17 protein-coding genes are annotated in these 20,619 nt (G+C 52.6%); all 17 read right to left on the reverse strand.

Annotated features, from left to right (window positions below; translation table 11 throughout):
* Positions 1 to 2: 2 nt before the first annotated feature.
* The 17 genes from casB to BMI79_RS07330 all read right to left on the reverse strand — a co-directional run bounded on the left by casB (position 3) and on the right by BMI79_RS07330 (position 20,617).
* The gene (gene casB, locus BMI79_RS07250) at positions 3 to 518 is read right to left on the reverse strand and encodes a type I-E CRISPR-associated protein Cse2/CasB (protein WP_076941463.1); all 516 of its coding nucleotides are present in this window, start codon (positions 516 to 518) and stop codon (positions 3 to 5) included.
* Entirely contained in the window at positions 515 to 2,041 is a 1,527-nt protein-coding gene (gene casA / locus BMI79_RS07255) for a type I-E CRISPR-associated protein Cse1/CasA (protein ID WP_076941464.1), read from the reverse strand. Before casA ends, casB begins: the two co-directional genes overlap by 4 nt.
* Positions 2,042 to 2,055: 14 nt before the next feature.
* A complete protein-coding gene (gene cas3 / locus BMI79_RS07260) occupies positions 2,056 to 4,767 on the reverse strand; it encodes a CRISPR-associated helicase Cas3' (protein ID WP_208611191.1) in 2,712 nt (903 codons plus the stop codon).
* Between the two features lie 60 nt (positions 4,768 to 4,827).
* Entirely contained in the window at positions 4,828 to 6,105 is a 1,278-nt protein-coding gene (locus BMI79_RS07265; RefSeq protein ID WP_076941465.1) for a hypothetical protein, read from the reverse strand.
* A 56-nt stretch (positions 6,106 to 6,161) separates the two neighbouring features.
* The gene (tssE, locus tag BMI79_RS07270; RefSeq protein WP_076941466.1) at positions 6,162 to 6,596 is read right to left on the reverse strand and encodes a type VI secretion system baseplate subunit TssE; all 435 of its coding nucleotides are present in this window, start codon (positions 6,594 to 6,596) and stop codon (positions 6,162 to 6,164) included.
* Positions 6,597 to 6,599: 3 nt separating this feature from the next.
* Positions 6,600 to 7,130 (reverse strand): type VI secretion system lipoprotein TssJ, encoded by a 531-nt coding sequence (gene tssJ, locus BMI79_RS07275; protein WP_076941467.1) that lies wholly within the window; start codon positions 7,128 to 7,130, stop codon positions 6,600 to 6,602.
* Positions 7,111 to 8,205, reverse strand: coding sequence for a type VI secretion system baseplate subunit TssG (tssG, locus tag BMI79_RS07280; protein ID WP_076941468.1), 1,095 nt, complete (start codon positions 8,203 to 8,205; stop codon positions 7,111 to 7,113). The genes tssJ and tssG overlap by 20 nt, the downstream gene beginning before the upstream one ends.
* On the reverse strand, positions 8,169 to 9,932 hold the full coding sequence (gene tssF / locus BMI79_RS07285; protein WP_076941469.1) for a type VI secretion system baseplate subunit TssF: 1,764 nt from the start codon (positions 9,930 to 9,932) through the stop codon (positions 8,169 to 8,171). The genes tssG and tssF overlap by 37 nt, the downstream gene beginning before the upstream one ends.
* Before the next feature lie 181 nt (positions 9,933 to 10,113).
* On the reverse strand, positions 10,114 to 10,830 hold the full coding sequence (locus BMI79_RS07290; RefSeq protein WP_076941470.1) for a hypothetical protein: 717 nt from the start codon (positions 10,828 to 10,830) through the stop codon (positions 10,114 to 10,116).
* Between the two features lie 180 nt (positions 10,831 to 11,010).
* The gene (locus BMI79_RS07295) at positions 11,011 to 14,394 is read right to left on the reverse strand and encodes an ImcF-related family protein (protein WP_076941471.1); all 3,384 of its coding nucleotides are present in this window, start codon (positions 14,392 to 14,394) and stop codon (positions 11,011 to 11,013) included.
* On the reverse strand, positions 14,378 to 15,553 hold the full coding sequence (locus tag BMI79_RS07300; protein ID WP_083704392.1) for a hypothetical protein: 1,176 nt from the start codon (positions 15,551 to 15,553) through the stop codon (positions 14,378 to 14,380). The genes BMI79_RS07295 and BMI79_RS07300 overlap by 17 nt, the downstream gene beginning before the upstream one ends.
* A gap of 3 nt (positions 15,554 to 15,556) precedes the next feature.
* Complete coding sequence (locus BMI79_RS07305; protein ID WP_076941472.1) at positions 15,557 to 15,823, reverse strand: PAAR domain-containing protein; 267 nt, start codon at positions 15,821 to 15,823, stop codon at positions 15,557 to 15,559.
* 93 nt (positions 15,824 to 15,916) lie between these two features.
* Positions 15,917 to 16,687, reverse strand: coding sequence for a hypothetical protein (locus tag BMI79_RS07310; protein WP_076941473.1), 771 nt, complete (start codon positions 16,685 to 16,687; stop codon positions 15,917 to 15,919).
* A 15-nt stretch (positions 16,688 to 16,702) separates the two neighbouring features.
* Entirely contained in the window at positions 16,703 to 17,461 is a 759-nt protein-coding gene (locus BMI79_RS07315) for a hypothetical protein (protein WP_076941474.1), read from the reverse strand.
* Positions 17,458 to 19,533: a lipase family protein gene (locus BMI79_RS07320; RefSeq protein WP_076941475.1), complete on the reverse strand. Its 2,076-nt coding sequence runs from the start codon at positions 19,531 to 19,533 to the stop codon at positions 17,458 to 17,460. The genes BMI79_RS07315 and BMI79_RS07320 overlap by 4 nt, the downstream gene beginning before the upstream one ends.
* A 107-nt stretch (positions 19,534 to 19,640) precedes the next feature.
* Positions 19,641 to 20,057: a hypothetical protein gene (locus BMI79_RS24200; RefSeq protein ID WP_076941476.1), complete on the reverse strand. Its 417-nt coding sequence runs from the start codon at positions 20,055 to 20,057 to the stop codon at positions 19,641 to 19,643.
* Entirely contained in the window at positions 20,057 to 20,617 is a 561-nt protein-coding gene (locus tag BMI79_RS07330; protein WP_076941477.1) for a T6SS effector amidase Tae4 family protein, read from the reverse strand. Before BMI79_RS07330 ends, BMI79_RS24200 begins: the two co-directional genes overlap by 1 nt.
* Between the last annotated feature and the right edge of the window lie 2 nt (positions 20,618 to 20,619).

The following is a 20,619-nucleotide window of genomic DNA, read 5'->3' on the forward strand; positions in this document are numbered from 1 at the left end:
ATTTAGTCGTTTGAAGCGATATGGGCAGCTACACGGTAGAAATCAGTGGCCCACCGGCGACGCAATTGATCGAGTCGCTCGGGGTAAGTCGGGTTAAGCCAGTCAGTGAGATCCCAAAGCAAACGCTGATAGTCGATAGCCATACCATGGGATCTCAACAAGGTGACACAGTGGCGTAACGGCTCGGCCAAGGTCTCGCCATCACACTCAAGCAGCGCGATAAAACGCCCCTCTATGGATGAGCTTTGTTCCTGCTTGCGATAGAGGGCCCCCATCGCCTTGGCCAAAGTCTCCTCGCTGTGCTGTGGATGAAGCGCAAAGAGCCCCGCCACCAGATAGTACGACTGACGACGTGCAGAGTCAGGGTGCTCGTCTGCCGCGATAAAGGGCTCAACATAGGGAAAGACGCGGGGCGCCGTACCTGGAGCAAAGGTAAGACTGCGGCGTAGCTCAGCCAAAGCCCTGCGGTTGCTCTGTGCGAGTCGCTGCAGATGGTCAACAAAGGGCTGATCACTCATTGAACTTCTCCTGTATCGTTAAGGGCTGTCAGTTGATCCCGAATGGCAAACCACAACCGGGACTGAGCCTTGGCATTGGCACGCCATACGTTGGCACCGCCTCCCAGGCTGGTCAGTTGTGCTTCCCAAGCAGCAAGAACCGCCTCTTTCAGCACTTGCTGCCACTGCCGCTCTGCGGCATCGGCGTCTTGTTCGATCAGTGTCAGGGTCGCCATCAGGGCACACTCGGCACGAGCAAAGAAGAGCGGCGCTGCAGGGCCTGCAGCAAACAGGGTGCGAGCACGGCTGCGAGTATCTTTCTGCTGACTGTCTGGCAGAGTGTCTGCGATAAGTTGCACAGCGGCCCCTTTAAGCGAGCCAAACAAAGTCTCTGCCGTCTCCAGCATTTGGCGGGCCGCTCGGGTTGCCTTGGGTAGCTCGAGCAGCGCCAGCGGCAGTTTCAATTGTTCAACTCGCCAGCGCAGCAACTTGGCCTGATCGCTGGCAAGCCCGGCGACCAAGAGGCGCAACTGCTTTTTACCCAGCGATTTGTTTAAACTAGTAGCATTTTCAAGGATGGCTGCCGGACGTGATCCCCCATCAGGCAATAGCGCTGGCAGATCGCGCCACAGAGCTCGCCCTTCACTAAAAGTAAGACGTACCGGCCCGTTGCTCCCCTCCCGAAAGCTCGCCATGGGATCGGGGGCATGGGGATACTCTTCAAGCCCCATGCCTGCAGCAAAGCGTAACCAGCGGATGGTACCATCCTCCTCACTGTGAAAGAGCACGGCGCGAGTCTGGCGGGTATAGCGATCGTTGGGGCCAGTGGCGAGCACAGCAGCCGCTTGCAGATTGGCGACTGTCAGCGCAGGCCGCTCCCAGCATGGCAAGTCTTCATGTCCATCAGCGGAGGCTGGATGTAAACCCAAGAGAAGGGTTTGAGCCAGAGTCTCTCCCAACGGCAAAGAGGCTGCTGTATTTGCCAGAGGTCCCGCCTTGTCAGCATCACGAAACACCTTGACCAGGCCACCCGGCGTGCACTGTAGAAAACCGAGCAGGTGACGAATAGCATGAGACGGGGAAATAGCCCCCGGCGCACTATCCAGAGAGTGATTAAACACGACAGGAGCATTACCGCTGACACTGGCCAGATCAATCTGGGTCCAAGGTTTGAACTTGTCACAGGTCTCAGGTGCCGTGGCCAACTCAGCCACCTGCATAAAGGGGTGTTCTGGGTGAAACAACCAGAAACGATCGCGCCATGCTTCCAGGTAGGTGGTGATGACCTCTGTGGGGAATCCCTGACTATACCAGTGACGCAACTCCCGTTGGCCCCAGTTTGGTGTCTGTGTACTTAAGGCACGGTGCATAATAGCGAGCAGCAGGCGATATTGAGCCATCAAGGATGGCGGAGCTGTCTCAGCCAAGGCAACTACCTGCGACGCCTGCTCAAAAAGTGCCAATAAGCCTAGTTCCCTCACCCCACCACTGACCATTCTGACCGGTAGCCAAGGCTCATCGAGCAGATTAAGTCTCTTCGTCATTGTCACTCCTTTGGTTATTCCTTGTTCTGGTAGATAAGCCCCAACTCTCTATCGAACTGAACCCATAGTCCTCCATCCAACTGCGCCCTTCCCTCCCTATCGAGAAAAAGCGGATAGCTGTAGCGAAGCAGGGGGCTCTCGGCAAAGGCCCTCACTTTGGGTTGCGACTTGACAGCCTTAACCAGAGTTTGATTGGAGAGGCTAAGCTGGCGGGCGCAAAGTAGGCAGGCCAACTCTGTTGAAAGGGGAACCTTGAGATCGAAAGGCTCTGCGTCTGGCGCCAAGGCCCCCCCATTATCCGAGATAAAGAGCGGGATAACGGTTACGCTGGGCTTACCCAGGCGGGTGCTGTTGATTAAGCCTTTGTCCTCGCCCTCCCCCTCTTCGTAACCTCTGGGTTTGTCCGAATAGACCGTGCCAGGATCTGCATCGGCCCTGATGGCAATATTGCGAGCCAACTGTCGCTGGTGTTGCAGCGTCGCCAGATGGGTGGCGTAGCTGACCTCCTCGATATATTGCCGCAGCGCTTCCTCTACAGTGGCGGGCAGATCTCCATCGCCATAGACGGCCTGTACCAGTCGATCGATATCCATAGGCAGTTGCAGATTGGTCTCGCTGAGGAGGTGAACCCAAGTCATAGCAAGCAGGTAAGGATCGTAGACAAAGCGCCAACGGGTGGTCGCCAGATCAGGCAAAGAGCCCGGCAAGAGTCCAGCAACTGTCAACACTGGCTGGTGATGGGATTCAGGGCGATGGGGCCGTTGGTGACGGTGCAACCGTCCAACCCGTTGCAGTAACAGATCGACCGGGGCGAGATCGCTCAGCAAGAAGTCGAAGTCGATATCGAGCGATTGCTCCACCACTTGCGTCGCCACCAGCAAGGCCCGAGCCGGACGTTTCCCCTCTTTACCAAATGTGGAAAGTACAGCCGCTTCTCGCTGAGCCCGCTCATCGGCGGGGAAGCGGGCATGAAAAAGTAGCAAGGTGAATTCCTCAGGCGCCTTCACCTTGAGCAGGGAATAGAGTTGTTGTGCCCGCTCGACGGTATTAACGATGATGGCGCCGCAACCACCGTGGGTCAGAGCATCGAGCGCTACGCACAGCAAGTCCTCCGGTGTAGTGCCGCATCCGGCCAGCCGAACGGGTTCCATCATTCGGCTTTCTATCTTGTCATCCCAACTTAGGCCTCGATCATCGGCCAGCACCAGACGTGGATAGGCCAGTTCGGGCAGTACGGCGGGCTCCACCCGCCATGCCTTGAGCAGGCCATCACGGCGCTTTGTTGGCAGGGTGGCACTCATCAGGATAACCGAGCAGCCAAGCCCCTTAAGCCAGCACAACAGTGCTTCAATCAGCCCTTCAGTATAAGTGTCGTAGGCGTGGACCTCATCAAGTACCACCACCCGGTTGGCCAACCCCCACAGACGTACGAAGTGGTGCTTGACGTTGAGCACCGAGAAGAGAGCCTGATCGATGGTGCCCACCCCATAGGGGGCGATCAGCGGACGCTTGCGACGGGAAAACCAACGGGCGGCCTCAACCCCTTCACTCTGTTTGCCATCCTCACCCCACACCTCCTTGAGAGCTTCCATCATCTCCTGGCGGGCGGCGCCACCATGTATCAATTGCAAATCGGGCGTCGGTCCGTGAGCAAAAGCATCCATAAACTGCCGGGCACGGGCAAACAGCGCATTCCCGGTAGCTTGGGTCGGTAGGGCTAGATAGAAGCCGCGATGGCCAAGGGTGCGCTGCAGATGCAGGTGAGCCATAAAGGCAAGCTCGGTTTTCCCCTCCCCCATCGGGGCTTCCACCAGCAGTAAAGCTGGCCCTTGACTCGCTTCTAACAGACCAATACCCTGACGCTGTAGGGCTCGTGGCATGACGGGCTTATCGGCGGCCAACATTAGGCCAAGTTGCCTATCAAGTGGGACGGGTTCTGCAAGCAAAGGTGAAAAAGGAAGCCAGCCGATCGCCGTCAGCGCCTGATGCGCTAGTTGCTTGGCATGGAGGTAGTGTTCACGGAGTTCATCTCGGCGTATCCCGACGGGAAACCAATCGGTATTGGAACCAATCCAGTCGGCGATAGAGGTCAAACCTGCCAGCCAATTGATGGCCGGTAGAGCTAGCTCATCAGTGGTGATATCTCCCGGAGGGGACAGCACCTTCCAATAAGTATCGAGCAAAGCCTGCCGGGCTTGGAGCCAGACGCTCTCTTCACACATCGACAAACCATTCCCAATTTCCTTTTGTGTCAATGGATAACCATGATGTGCCCCGACCGCTCCGGCCACTTGTTGGCACCAAATAACATCGGCACCTGTCCGTCCCGGTAACCACTCTTCCAAAATAGCGGTTGAAGCCCAGTCATGGCGATCACAGCGCAGCGATGTACTAGTAAAGGTCAGCCCTTGTGCTTTGGCAAGTGATTGCCCTTGCTCCCATTTGGCCTGGAATCCTGGGATGGCCTTGCCCACGTCATGGAGTCCAGCAAGCGTTGCCAGCCAGCGGGGAGCTGTCTCAACCGACAGACCGAATTGAACAGCAAGGTGCAGATGAGTGGTAGCCGGCCCAAGCTCAAGGATAGCCTCAGCAACCGCAGCTACATCTAGCATATGAGCTAGCAAAGGGTGACCTTGATCCTCGCCACTCTTGGCCCAGAGTACTGAAGCCTGTGGATTCAGCATTGAGAATAACAACGATTCTTTTACCTCACTGAAGTTACGCACTCGGTTGTTTCCTGTATAATTCCGACATGAACCAAGAAGGACTCGACTTCTACTCATCCCTCACAGCCCGGCATTCTCCTCCACGCCAGTATCTACGCGGTGCCTGAGCCACTCCCGCAACATGAACGAATGCCCACAGGCTGCACAGTTTATTTTCGGTTCATCCCGCGGCCAGACTGTCCGCCCCTCGGTATCGACATTCGACGACTGGCAGTGCAGGCATCTCACGCCCTGCTCTCCGAGCGTAAATCCCATCAACCAGCGGGGCCGTGGTGTTACTGGCCTTCCTTGCAGTTCTGCAAACAGCGGCTGCAGGCGTCTTTCATATACCAGAAATTGCCCGACCGTAGATATCCGGCTCACCGGGAGCATCCTTTTGCGGAGCCACTGTCCCCACAGCAGTACCAGCACCCGATACAGGGCCCAATAACGGTCTTTTGGCATGTTTGAAAACACCGTCCCTGTAGAAGCCACAAAGGTTTCACCACACGCCTTGCAGCCAAAGCCTTCTGAATGACCGCCAAGTGGGAAAATATGGTGATTATGGCAGTACGGGCATTCCTGAAGGCGATTCAGCTCGGGGTTCTGCTCATCCAGACGATCCACCAACTCACGCAGGACCGGTTCACGGTGCCAGATTGTCACCAGATGCTCGTAGTCGGCATTCGACGTGTGCGCAAATTCCTTTCTAAACCAGGCGGGAACCTCCGGCTGTGAACCATCACGCAGCGTTCCCCGGGGCATGAGAGGATGCATCACAAAGCGATGTTGACATACCTGGCAAGATAAACTCGGGTTAGCAGCGGGCATCTGCTCACTATACACCACCCGGTGAGCACGGCAGGACGGGCAGGTCATCCCCTGCTGTTCGGGGGGGAATCCATGCAGGTAGCGCGGAAAAGGGGTGACTGGCACGGGCAAGTCAACCCGTATCGGCTCCAGACGGCGGGCATACTCCTTCCAGTTGATTTTGTTGTGGCACCCTGATAGCCATACCACATCTTCGATATAGCCATTAACCCAGAACGTCACCAGCACCGCATAAAGAATGTAGTACTTTCGGCGATGCAGGTCCGCAAACGGAGTTCCTGTTGCGGGGGAGCTCTGTCGCAAGCACGTCAAGCAGCGGAATTCACGCTCTCGGGTGCTGGGCACGTAACGGTCACTGCCACAGTACGGGCAATGTGTTGTAGGATTGAGTACGGGGTTGCTTTTATCCAGCCGTGCCGCCGCTTCTCGCAGTACCGGCTCTGTTTCCCATAAATGTATCAGGACATCAGCATCCTGTTTTTCCAGATGACCAAAGGCATCGGAGAACCAGACGGGAAGTGAAATCATGGTTTTTTCCTGCGCTTTTATCAGAGTGCTACGGGCTACTGTCGCCAAGAGGAAGCTCAGACGTAGTTCTGCTGTTTCAGATGGCGGACCAGGATTTTACCTTCTGGCGTAAAGGTGGTGCCGAATGACACCCGCCCTACCCCTTTCAGTTCGGCTTCCAGCGCATACTCCAGCTCCCCTGGCATCCTCTGCGGCAGCAGCGCAATGCTGACACCCGCAATACGCGGCTCATATTTCATCAGCACGTGCTGCAGGGTCGCCATCAGGCTATGGGCCGAACCGGGCATCCCTTGCAGGATTTCACTCATGTCCGGCAAACCATAATCCGGCAGGTGGGCCAATTGGCCCGCCCGGCTGTTGAGGATGCGTTGCAAATTATCCAGCACCGACAAAATGCGTTGGTCATCCTCGTTAACCTGCTGCAATGGCAATCCACCGCTAAAGTTCTGCGTCAATATCTCATACAGCGAGGGGGTTTTGGGATGAGGCATACGTCAGTCCTTTTTAACCGGTTGCAACACCAGGCGGTTATTATTCAGCTCAATCTTGCGCGGTTTATCCGGATCAAGCTCATCACGCTTCATCACCACGCGCCAGGTGTTCTGTTCAATCTCCGGGGCCAGGAACAACGCCACCACCGCCACATATTGTGCCTCTTTCTCCATTGGCATCTCCAGCGAGTAAGCCCCTTCCGGTGGCAGGCGTATGTCACGCGTAGCCAACAGGTCGGCCTTGATTTCCTGACTGTCGGCGGCCGACAACGCACGGTAATCCGCCGTATCAAACGCCTTGCGGTCTTTGAGCTGATAGACACGCACCACGGTAGAAAGCGGCACACCGTTCGGGTTGTTATTACTGGCGCTGCGTGCCGTAAAATCCAGGTGTAACGTGGTGACCTGCTTGTAGAAAATCGCTTTGGTGGCTGATACCGTGCCATCGGTCACGGACTGTGTCAGGCCACATCCTGCCAGCATGCCGCTCAGGGCAATCAGCGGCAGGAAAAGTTTAAAACGAGTAATTGCCATTGGCAGCCTCTCGATGTTGTGGATTAGCGGTTAAACCTTGATAACGGCCCAGGCTGACGGTCACCGTCTGCGGGGTGCGCGCGGAAGACGCCAGCGGAATGCCGGGCAGCACGGCAGTGCGCCCCAGTTGCACCGTGCCCGCCTCAGGGGAACTGCGCAACTGCGCGGCGGGCAATAGGTGCCGCGGTAACGTCAGTTGCAGCCGGGCATGGCAACGCGCGCCCAGATACACGTGCAGCAGAGTAAGCAGGTCGCTGTGCAGTTGCCCCCCCGGCAGCCAGCCCTGTACTTCCTGCGGGTCTTCGGTGGTCAACGTCAGCAACACCTGACTGTTGACGTCGACACTCTGGCTACCCAATACCGGGCGCCGTTGCAGGCTGACCGGGTGCTGGCTGCTGAGCGTCACTGGGCTGGCCAGGTTAATCGTCAACTTGTCGTGCGGCGTCACTTTGGCCTGGGTGCGCGGGGCCAACAGGCTGACCAGCGTCATAATGCCTTCGGCGGTACGGGTCGGCAAACGCAGCGTGCCGAGCAGCGCCAGAAAGCGCGATGCCGGAGCACCAATCTGCTTTTCCGTACCCGGAATACCCAGGCCCACCAGCCCCAGCAGATACTGCGAGGTCTCATCCGTTCCCCCCGGCTGAAAGGTGGCCGGGTAGGAGTATTTACGCCAGATGCGGTAAAACTGAGTGGTCAGGCGGTGGTTGAAGATGTCCAGAAAGTCGGTAACCGCCTCGGTTCCTTCACGCTGCTGAGCAATATCATCGATATAGCGCGTCGGTAACGGCGATTCCACGCCGTACAGCCCGAGAAAGGTAGTACGCACCGTAGGCGGCCGTTCCGGGTGTTCGCTGTCGGTTTCCAGCGCCTTCAGTTCGCTGACCGGGAACCCCATCCCCGGATTGGGGCGAAAACGCACCGCCTCATGCAGCAGATGATGATTGCGGCCCAGGCCCGGCGAACCCGGCGTCGCCTGCTCAACCAACTGACAGAAACGATAAAAATTGATTTTAGAGATATGAGGCGCCAGTTGCGCTATCAGCCGGGGATCCGCTGGCTGTGATTTTCGTTCCATCGTAAGCATTTTCCACTGGGCTGAAGAATAAGGGTCAGTTGGTTAAACAGGTGAATATCAGCATACAGGGCGAAGAAGCGGTTAAGCATTTCGCCAAACAGATTGATGTCCCCTTCACCGCTGAAGCCGTCGCTGTTGAGCGTCACCTCAATATCCGTACCACGCAGTAAAAAACCCTGTTCAAAGCGCTGTATCAGATGCTGTTTCACCTCCACAATCGCTTCCAGCTTGCGGCGGGTCATCTCGTTATCCAGCCAATCATACAACGCAAGCGTACCGCGCAGCACTTCGGCACTGGCCATCATGCTGAGGAAGTTCGACCCCAGGTGGCTCATCACCCGCCAGTGAAACCGGTCTTCGGCTGGCGGATAGCATGGCAGCGTCGGCGGGCACAGGTTCTGCACGCGCAGCGGGATTTGCAGCGACTGCTCGCAACGGTTGATCAGCGTGCTGCGCAGCGCCTTGCGCGGCAATTGGCCGTTGGTGCCGGTAATTTGCAACGAGACAGTTTCACGCTCAAACAGCCTGTCCTCTTCCCAAGAGTGACCGCCTAAAATCAGCCAGGTGTCATGCAGCCCGGACGGCCCACGTTTCACCCGCGTGTGGTAATAACGCTCGGGGGCGGTGTGCCGCAGCATGCCCCCACGATGGCGGAAGCTGGTGAAGGGCACATACTGGGTTTCTTCAAGACGCTGTGAGCCACTGACCCCGTCCACCGAATAAATCTCGGTGTAACCGTCCTGCAAGCGGCGTGGGCGCAGCAGATATTCGCTCTCCAGTCCGCTGATAATCAACGGATCGGCTTCGATGGTGAACAGGTTAATCACCGGCACACAGTGCAAACGCAGGTTGCTGGCCGACACCGGCAGTTCGTGGTTCCACAACGTCCCTAACACCACCTCCAGCTCAAACCAGCTGGCGCGCGGCGGCAACACCATGTTCTCCAGCCCATGCAGATGCACAAACATGAACTTTTCGCGGAAGGTGAAATACTCCAGCAGCAGTTGGTAACCGCTGAAAGCGCTGTCGCCTTTCGGCCACAGGCGATCCTCATCCGCAAAGCCGCCAGGGGAGAAATACCCCTTCAGCGGCTGGCGATCTGCCGCCCCCGGCACCCGCAGGTAGAGCGCGGCCTGCTGTTTGGTCAGCGCCAGATGCAGCGCGGCACTGACCGGCGCATCAGCATTGAGGTACAGGCTCAGGCGGCTCAGATCCATCTGCCCCACATCCACCAGTTCGCTGACGCGAAAACGCAGCCGCAGCACCGAACGGCCATCCGGTTCGGTGGCCATCTGCGCCGTTTCAAGCGCAATCGGGTTCAGCCGCATCTCTTGCGTGGTGCGATAGCGGCAGACGGTATTTTTCGGGCCCACCGGCTGGGAGAGCACCTCAAACCCCAGCGGCACCTTTTCCTGCATCTTCATCTGGCTGACATCCGGTGCCAGTTCAACCACCGACAGCGACGGAATGGTGCGCAGATAGTGCGGCCACAGCAGGCTGACCAACCCTTCGGTGAACTCCGGCAGGTCATCATCCAGCTTTTCACGCAGCCGCCCCATCGAGAAGGCAAACCCTTCAAACAGGCGCTCCACGTAGGGATCGATATCCCCCACCCGATCCAGGCTGAGTTGGGCAGCACGATCCGGATGCGCATCGGCAAACTCGCGGGCCGCCTCTTTCAAATAGCGCATTTCGGCTTCGAAATAGCGTAGGGTTAAATCTTCCATGTCAACGTTTTCTCATTAAAATCATTGATTCTATCTGACGTTATCAAGGCGGATGCACTGTGTATACGTCGTCATTTTTATCCCTTTCAGTCATTCAAACTGCAGAGCACTGCCTTAACCACAGAATCCGGAAACTCACCATCAGTGCGTGCGCTGCACTTATTATCTGAATTCGCGCGTGTCATAAACTTGCAAGCATGAGTGGATAGATAATAATATCACCCGCCAGTGTTAACGGTGTTAGTGCCGTATTAAACAAGAAACGCCCAACATGGAAACTATCGGTTTGTTCATGGGTGTAAAACTGCACGTCATAACCTTTACTCAGCGTTTCAACATTGTCAAAATGTTCACCAATTTGCGCCCTATTTATAATAATCCCTTTAATTTCAAACTGAATAAAGTAATAACCATTTTTTAATGTGAAGTTATTTTTATTAAGAGCACTCTGTTGCGACAATGAAAGTTGAGTAGCCAATTTAGTGACTTTAAATTCTAGTGTTTGACTAAATTCGGCATCGACCCCTGACCGTTCTGAACGATTGATGTTAATTCTAATATATTTTCTATCATTGGTTGAAACCAATGGGACTTGCTTCACCAATCCATTTACTGCAAGTAATTCCTCCCCTCCCTCGGTAACAAAGTAGATGTTATTTTCCCCTATAAAACCTACGCCTTCTTGCGGAAGAGGAATGGTGCTGCTTCCCTCGCGCTCTGATTTTACGTTTAATTTGATACCCGCGTACTTGAATGATGACACTATCTTGTCATTGAATGTGTTTTTCTCTTTATATTCATAGGCATTGACCTTATTAAAGGTCCAAAGAATACTCGTGCAGCCCGTCAAATGGAATATTACAGAGACCAATATTAAAAATGCCCCAATGCTCTTCATGGCAGTCCTTTGAAAGTTAACTCTTTGTTGTAATTAGATTAACAGCGGAAACTGGAACAATGCCGATATCCGGGGGAATATGCAGCATTCCTGCCCTGACAGGAGCTGCCCCGTTGCCCCATAACCCGCTCAAGACATGGACACTGCTCAACACGGCCTCCCGGCAGCTCAAAAACTTGCTCATTGCTCTGCCTCGGCCGACGGGCGGGTCAGGAATATCTGCTCCGGTAACACAAAGCCTTTGAGTTTCAGCAACGCCAGCGGGCCTTCGTCCAGTTCGGTGCGCAAGGTGTAGTTGAGCGGCAGGCCATCCTGCGCGGTCCAACGCAGGCTGAAGCTGCTGCGCACGCCGGGGTTCGGCGCAACCTTGGCCAAATCCAATAACCGTATCAACCCCCAGGCCCCCGGCAGGTCGGCATACAGTCGAGTTCCAGCCTTGGTGCTGACCCAACTTAGCGTCGCGCCCGGTGCGGACGTGTCCGCAGGCCAATTGAAGCGTTTCCAGTTCGGCATCTGGTTAAAGTAAGACAGCTTCTGATCGTCGATGATCAGGTCGGTCTGCATCACTTCCCCTGCGGTTTCTGGCCTTAATTCAAAGTGCATCCCCGCTTCCCCGTCGGTGAATACCACATCCGCCAGGTGGCTCAGGGTGTTGACCGCCTCAAGGAACGCCGGATTAAAGCTCAGCCCCTGGGCGTTGATGCTGTCCGGCACCCAGCGGCTACCTTCTTTATGCAACACCCCGGCCAAACGGCTTTCGAGGAAGCGCTGAATGCGCCCGCTGTCTGCCCGCAAGTATTGTGACAACAGCGGTAGCGATGCATCACTGGCGACGTTCTTGAACGGATAGCGGCCCCCGAACGCGCTGTTCCAGTCATCAACAATCGCCCCTTTCCACTGGCTATTCAGGCTCTCGGCGGTCGGCATCAGCACCTGCTGCCAGGACTGATCCATTGGCTGGACAAACAGGGCCTGGGCAAAGCTACTCCACTCCTGCCCCAGGCTGGCGGCTACCAGGCTGCCATAGTCGCGGGTATCGGTCAGATCGATGGACTTGCCCTGAAACACCGTCTGCGCCAGCGACTGGGTCATGCCCTGTGGATCGGTGGCGTTGGTCACCTGTTGTAGCTTAAGGCGCACACGCGTCACTCGGGTGAGGAAGGTTTGCAGGCTGAGGTTGGTATTGCCCTGTCCGCCCGCCTTGCCATCCATCAGTGCCAGCAGCGGCCCAAAGGTACTGTCCATCGGGCTTTTGATACCGATATCCTGATCAATGGCCGGTTGTTCATTGCCGTTAAACAGCGTTTTCGCCGATTTCACCAGGGAATCTGACAAGGCCGCACCGGTCTGGCCAGTTTTGCCTTCATAAGCCAGGGTATTCATCAGGGCAATCAGCGGCGACTGGCGCACATCGGCCATCAGCGTCAACTGGTCGATGGAGTCCGATAGGCTGTTGGCGGTTTTCCACTCGATGCTGTTGAGAAACTCCAGCCAGCTACCGGCAAAGTCGGTGAAATAGCGTTCGGTCAAACGTGCCTTTAACGCCTCTGGCGAGAGGTCAGAAGACGGGGTGTGCTGGCTGTCGCTCAACACCCAGTCAATTTCATCCCGGCGCTGGTTCACTACCTTGTCGATCGCCACCGAAACATCGTTCTCCCACGCCTTGCGGCTGAAGACGCCCGGCACCACCATCTCGGTGGAGAACAGCAGTTCGGCGTCCGTGTCACCCACCATCTGGGCCAGATTGATATCACCCCGGGTTTTTGCCACCTGCTGCAACATTTTCTGATACAGCGTGGCTTCGGCATTGCGCACCCCCAACTGCTTGAGCAGTATCTGGCGGACATCACGCACCAGATTGTCATCGGCGGTAATTTTCCATTCGGGATGTGCGGGCAGATTCTGGGCATAGAACCCCAGCAGCGACGGTGCCACGGCTTGCCACAACCCTTGCGGCACCCCTTCACGTGTTGGCCAATGCGCTTGCAGGATTTTGCTCAACAGTGCCGGGTCAGCCTTGTCTGGCCGCGCCATCATCAGATAGGCCTTGAGCTGTTCGTAGGCCACTTTCGCCTGCTGCGCACGCTGCGGGCTATCGGGTTGCAGGGCAATCAGCCCCATCAGTTTGCCATGCAGCACCTCGGCCGCTGCATCCCGTATCAGCAGGTTGTTGTTGCGTTCATACCACGGCCACAACGATTGCAGCAGCACCGCGTTCTGGTTCAGCCCCAAGCGGGCATACCACGGCGCACCACGGGCCTCGCGGTATTGCAGCATCGCCACCGTCTGTTGCAGGGCTTGTTGGTTACGCAACCGTTCGGCCAACGGGGCTTTCACGTCGCTGGCCAAGCGGGCCTGTTCGGCGCTTTCGCTGATCAGCGTACGGTTGGTCATATAGGACACTACCATGCCCGCGCCCCAGGCCAGCATCAGCACAGCCAGGCACCAGCGCACGGTTTTCAGCCAGGCAAAACCCACGCGTTTAGGCAACAACGCGGCAGGCAGTTGTTTAACCGACTCCAGCAACGACTGCCAGCTATTATCGGTACCCCAACTGTGTGGTGCCGTGCGCCCGCTGCCGCTCAGCGGCAGGCTGAACATCACCCCGGCCACCGGCAACGGCCGGTAAGGGTTCATAAAGACCGCCAACCCGGTTTGCAGCCGCTCAATCCCGCCTTGCAGCAGCGTGTCTGCCAACCGCAGCAGGAAGTCATGACGCGGGTCTTTCAAGACCTGTTGGGTGCCTTGTTCAATCAGTTGTGGCGGCAACGTGGCAAGACTCGCCGCCAGCTCTTCCGGCAGGCAGCGCGGAGGCAACAAGCAGCCCACCGGTTGCGTCACGCGTGTGCTCTGGTCCCAGGCACTGTGTTGCAATGCCCAGACGTACAACGGCACCTGCCAGCCCAGCAGTTCGTAACGCTTCACCAAAGAGCGCGCAATGTTGTCCAGTACATCGCCATCCAGTGCGCTGGTGAACGCACCAGTACTCCCTACAGGCGGTGGGCTGTAACCGTCTGTGACCCATACCAGACCATCAAGCGGGCGGCGGCGCAGAGCACGCAGGGATTTAAGAGTTGCACGGTCAGGTTCCCCCGTCGCGGCTCCGCCCCACAGCAAGACCGTACCCTCTCCTTCCAACCACTGCTGGCTGACCAGTTTAGGGGCGATGGCATCGACCTGCATGGGTTCACCCATCAGCATCAGGATGCGCACTTTACGACGCCAGAAGAAGCCGTAGCGGGCACGGAGTGTTTGTCGTAATTCACTGACCCAGGCGCTGCGCACTGGCAGAGGGGCCAGACGTGATTCCTTATCAGGGTAAACACCCTGTTCACGCCCTGTTTCGCGGTGACGCAACCGTTTGATATAACCAGACAGTGTCGGCAACAACCGCACAAAAGCGACCAGCAGCGTCACCAACAGCAATACCTGTATCTTACGGCCATTACTGTCGAGCCCCACGGCATCGCCGTAGTGCCAGATAAGCCAGCCCACCGCCGCCAATACTGCCAACGCTAACACGGTCCCGCTGGCCTGACGCCACGGATTACTCAACGTCTTCATTACGCACTCCCGGAGAAACAGTACTGACCACCTCGCAACCCGGTGTCAGTGAGAACACGACGTAAGGCACGCCGTGGTAACGGGCAAAATCGAGCCCCAAAGCGGCAACCAGCCAGGCAGAAAACGGCCCCGGCCTGCCCGTCCACTCTTCTTGTATTTGCACACTGCTGGCGCTGAAATTGGCACCCGCGGCATTACCGATAGGGATGATGCTGGGTGTCAGTGACATCAGTTGCTGACTGTCCCCCAAAATACCGCCAGCGCGGCAGGCTAAAGACTGGGTGGTCATAAACAGCGCAAGCTCACTGTCTGCCTGCGGCACATTCAGCGGCATTGGCCGCAGCAAACGGCCCGTTTCAGCGAGTTGACACGTCCGCGCAACATCATCCGTTACCAGTAGCAACACTGCCAGGCCATCTGAATATTCTTCGCCACCTTGCAGTTGCAGTACCAAGATCAGTTCAGCATCGGCAGTCGCATTTTTTAATCGACTCTCAAGCTGGCCATACGGCATCTCGTCGGTGAGTGATAGGGTTGCTGGCGCAGGACGCGTTAACACAATACTTTCCCAACACTGCGCAAAAGTCTCTTGCAGCGCGGCGTATCGTTCAGGTTCGGCGTCGGTCAGTACGGTGACACGGAGTTCACGCTCAGCAGGCAGCGCGTTCAGTGCCGTATCAATACTCGCCAGCAATGCCCGGATGGCGGGATATTCAGGGTCTTCGTCATCAGGAAGATAATCAATACGACGGACAAGGCTATTTTGCACCTGCAAATCTTTGGGCTCACTGGCAAGAAAAAGAACGGTGATAGCATCCGGCAGCAGTACGCAACTCGCCAGCACAGCCATATAGCGATCTGCCCAGGCCTGCCACTCCTGCTGTGCGTACTGCGCTTCGTCTTGTAAAAACTCATAATGACTGAGTGCCCGGCCATAGAGATAACCGCGGACGCAGAAGACCAGTCCCCAACTGACCAGCGGTGCAAAAGAGAGAAGCCAGATATTGATGGATTGCAGAATACTCAAGCGGTTAGCTGCATGGAGCGAGAACAACAACACACACACGATAGCGATCAGCACAGCGGCCAACAGCCAGCGCCCCACGGCAGGTGGCGTTGGTTGTTGCATGACAAAGGGTTTTTGGCGATCCCAGCCCATGTTTTATCCTATTGCGAAATCCGGCGCGCTGGAGATCACCTGACAACCGCATTCACAGCGACATCCATTGACCACCACGGCTTTGCCGTCCGAGAAGCATTCCGATGAACCTTCGATGATAGCATTAACTCCGTGCCCTGTTTGAGGACAACTTATCTTATCACCGATCAGTGCCACTTTTTTACCGTTGACGACCATGGTGGAAGAGACGGAAATCACCTCACCACCGTGGGTGGTTTTATCGCCAAGTAATACGAAACCTTTGGACATGAGTGCCTCTATATAGCAGAGCTTGGTTGACATGAAATTGATTAAAATTAAGGCGATCAACTTCAATATTATTCACACATTTATTCGGCAGTATTATTGAATAACTTTTGAAGTATTCTTGTCACTAGATGGATAGTACTCTTTAAATAAAATATAATTATTAACATTAACGTGATAGTTGATTTTTAAACTTTCCTTTCTTCCATAAGGATCTAACCCCTCTATTTTATAGAGTTCGTTAGGGATTCTTTTTTGCTCATAATTAAAATCATAATAAAGACCACCGTAATTCGAAGCTATTTTTATAATGGACGGTGTGATATTTGTATTTAATGTAACATTGTTAATGTTATTATATTCATTTGACTGATAACCAGAATCAATATTAAAGCTGAGACTAGCTGTTCTATGGCTAATGTCACTAGCATCAGAAAAATGCTGTGCCATTTCTTTTTTGATATCATTAGATACTGCCGATACAGCTAAAACATTAGCAGGTATTTTATGATATACCGTATCAATACCAAAATCAGTCAAATACCAATTACAAGGCCCCATGACTCGCTGATATACTTTAGCCGTAACTTTTCCTTGGTTGTCAGATGTATACTCTTTAGACCAGCCCTTCCCTCCAGGAATTTGACTGAAATCAGAGAAAGTCATCTCTGTACAGCTTGAAGAGCGATAAGAAGCCCCCACGCGTAATGTCATATCCGGAGGGATTGTTGCTTCAATCTCCGCGTAAGGCTCCCCTTGAAAAAACATCGGCCAAAAGGACCGGGAGAAATAAAGTGCGCAACCGATAACAACGATCCTCAAAGGCCAACGCCATGGCCTCTTTGGTTTTTCAAGACTGTTTTCCACACTCCCTCCACAATACTATTGAATAACTTTCGAAGTATTTTTATCACTTGATGGATAAAACTCTTTAAATAAAACATGATTATTAACCTCAACATGATAATTTATTTTTAAACTTTCCTTTCTACCATAAAGAGTCAACCCTTCTATTTCGTGAAGTTCACTAGGAAATCTTTCTTGCTCATAACCAAATTCATAGTGAACGCTACCATAATTTGAGGCTACTTTCATAATTGATGGTGTGATAATTGTATTTAACATGACGTTGGTAATACCATTTTGTTCATTTTCATTATAGTCAGCGTCAATATTAAAGCTAAGGCGGGCGGTTCTTCGGTTAATGTTATTAGTATCAGAAAAACGCCGTTCCATCTCTCTTTTGGCCTCACTAGACACTGTTGATACAGCTAAAGCATTAGCAGGTATTTCTTTATACTCTGTACTAACACTGAAACCATTTAAGTACCAATTACAAGGGCCTATGACTCGCTGATATACTTTAGCGGTGACTTTCCCTTGACTGTCCGGGGTATACTCTTTAGACCAACCTTTACGCCCAAGAATTTGACTGAAATCAGAGAATGTCATCTCTGTACAGCTTGAAGAGCGGTAAGAAGCCCCCACGCGTAATGTCATATCCGGAGGGATTGTTGCTTCAATCTCCGCGTAAGGCTCCCCTTGAAAAAACATCGGCCAGAAGGACCGAGAGAAATAAAGTGCGCAACCGATGACAACGATCCTCAAAGGCCAACGCCATGGTGAATTTTGCTTTTTCATATATTCCCTTGTAACTTGCTAATATTACTTTCAATGGATGTGATATCACCGCTGATCTCATCCAATAATTTTTTCCCCTCACCTACTGGTACTTCAACCTTATTGGTACTGTTATAAATGGTTCTCACCTGTTTCTCGGTATTATTGTAGGTGGTTGCGTATTTCTGCTTTTGCTCTAATAGTTCTTGTTGGGATTCTGTGATATCTCGATCCAAATCCTGTTTTGACAGACCTGATCCGGCTGTCGCATAATACTGCGCCATAAAGCGCTGTTCTGCCATAAGATAACTATCATCCGTCCCTAGTAGAGTAGATTGATATTTAATCAGGCTTTCATCCCAAACTAGCAATGGATGCCAAGCGGCCTCCCCGCCATAGAAAGGTTTATAACTCTCGGCTTTGGCACGCTGTTGCAACCATGCGTTATTTTGATCACTATATTTTTCACAAATAAGCGCTGTAAGACGAGTATAAAGATAGTTCGCATAGTTGGTGGAACTATGATCTGTTGGGGCAACTTTAAAATCTGTCGGATTATCCTGCCCTTCAGCCTGATAAAGTTCCAAAATATCCTGATGTATTTTTGCATTATCAACTCCACCAGCCAAGCTAAGCGGCAACATAAGTTTTATTTCTTGCCCTACCCAGGATTTGGTTGCTGGCCGCCCCTTAATGTACATTTGAAAATCCACACTTTTAAAATGTACTAAATGCCCATGATGACTATAATCTAACGGCTTGACACCACTGCTGTCTAATGTTGTTAACACTGGTGAACTGACCTTCAAGGCTAACTTTATAAGCTCTGTGTAATAAATTCTCCCCAAACCCGGCCAAGGTACTGAAGTGATAGTATCCCGATTGTTAACATGGCGGTAGTGAGGAAAAGTTAATTTTTCGGTAATCGAATGTGTAAAAGCTCGTGGCATGCCATAGGTATACAAAAGAATCTCAAAGTCCATACGTGTTTTGATATAAGCACTGTGAATCAATGCCAAGGCCCCCCCCAGACTATGCCCACAGAGATAAACTTTCTTTCCTGACAATGCTGTGCTAAAAGCCTTGTAACTTTCTGAATCAGTAACATTTAATTCAGTTGCTATGAAGGCATTTTTAAAACCATTATGAACATTACCTGATAGGTCTATAATGTCTAGGGTATTAACAGGAACGCCATTGGCATCACTTGCAATATCCGCTCCCCCAGCGGTTCCCCGCCAAGCAACTATCGCTTCGGTTTGGTTGCTGGCATAGAACATCTGAGTATCGCCCCTACTTTCTCGATTTTTACTAGTGTCTATAAATTCAGCACGAGTATAACGCTGTGAAAAAGGTACATCATGTGCCACCAGAGGGAAATATTGACTATTTACTTTATTCGGTAACTGTTTCAAATCCAGTAACTGGGTAAAGAAAAAATCCTGTACCGAACCGTGAGTAATAAGCTCCTCATTCTTTTGATTATCGGCGTATACCAATATAGCCATCAAAGATAAGTTATAAGCATTGACCAGATTATATTCCTGCGTATGTTTCAACCAAGGTGACCAGGCACGGAACGGGCAAACTTCTAACACATGGCGGCAATCCAGTTTTTTCACTGTAAAGCCGGAAAAGGCAGAGTCGGGGAAATGATACTTCGGTGGATTTTTTTTATCTTTCCACGCTGGAGTTATATTAGGTAATTTATCGCACAACTCACCAATACGGACGTAGTGGTATTCATAACTCTCTTGCTGTGCTTTTGCCTTTACCTTGGATTGATTTACATCTCGAGAGACGCGTAGCTTGCGCTGTTCCATTTCATCAGCGAGAGGTTGAGCACTGATAAACAGCGTCAGATCAAGGCGGTGCAGATCTTCAACCCGAATAACCCCACTGGCATCGCTTTGCCCTGTATATTCTTCGATATGATTACAGCGGGTCGCATCATTAACCGCCCTGTAGGGCATATTGGCAACAGGCTCCCCCTGCTCATCCAACAGTTGAAATTCAACCCAGTATCTCTTTTGGTTAGGATTAACGGCGACTATTTTACACTCTTCCATGATTGAGGTACGATGTTGAGTCATACTCCCTCCTAATAAGTGGACTTTTTATTTTTATATAACTGAAGGACTAAATAGTATACTCCCCGTCAATCAGAAAAAATAAAGGGGAGCAATCTAACCATAAGTGTTTATGAATCAGTTTCAGATTTTTGGATTAATACTTTAAGAAATTGCTTTAGCTCTTTCGAATGATAAAAATCCATACAATCATAAACGACCAGATTGATAGAGGCTAGATCGCCACTTTGTTGCTTAGGTTGATAAAAACGCCCTGTATTAACTTCAATAAACTTATCCAGTTCATTATCCCGTTCGGCACTAAAAGCCAACCCATTATCTATATCAATAAAACCTGTTGTATTATCTTTAACTGGTAATTTATTAAAGTCGACACCCATTTTTTTATAGTTATCAGTGATACATCGGGCAAGAGAATAAACTCTGTAGTCGTTTATCGTCTTATCAAGACCGACTTGTTTATTTTCATCCGCACTAGCGCACCATGAGTAAAATACAAGACTCAATAATACAATGATACTCTTCATTATTTCAGCTCCCAAAAATAGATCGCGTCCGTATTGTCACTGATATAGTCATGATCACCGATAACTCGACTTCCTGTCCATAATGAAGCATGGCCAGAAGCACCAAAAACACTTGGCGACTTTGGTATCATAATGTAAATACCTTTTTTCCCATTTAACGCTTTATCAACCTTATCGAAGGTGACTGGGGCGCTAATTTTATTCTCCGGATTTCCCCACTTACCTACTAGAAAATCCTTCAACTTGGCTGCGCCAGGCTCTATAAAACTACCATAATGCGTATGCGTTTTTTCTGAAATCATAATTTTTCGGGTACCCACCCGCGTCATACCGGCGGAAAGCAAAGCCAGAGAAACACGAGTTCCACAAGCATTAGAGTAGGTATTAACATCATATCCAGCGCCAAAAATGCTGGTGAATACCGCAGGAGCAGGTAAATCGTTTTCGGAGCTTACTCCACCGCTTGTCTTCGGATACCCGGCATAGACGCTGGCCCACGAAGGCCTTTTTACTGTCAAAGATGATGTGCTGTTACCTGAACGTGCGGTAATAGTAGGCATGG

This window comes from Serratia oryzae (assembly GCF_001976145.1).
Taxonomy (GTDB): domain Bacteria; phylum Pseudomonadota; class Gammaproteobacteria; order Enterobacterales; family Enterobacteriaceae; genus Chania; species Chania oryzae.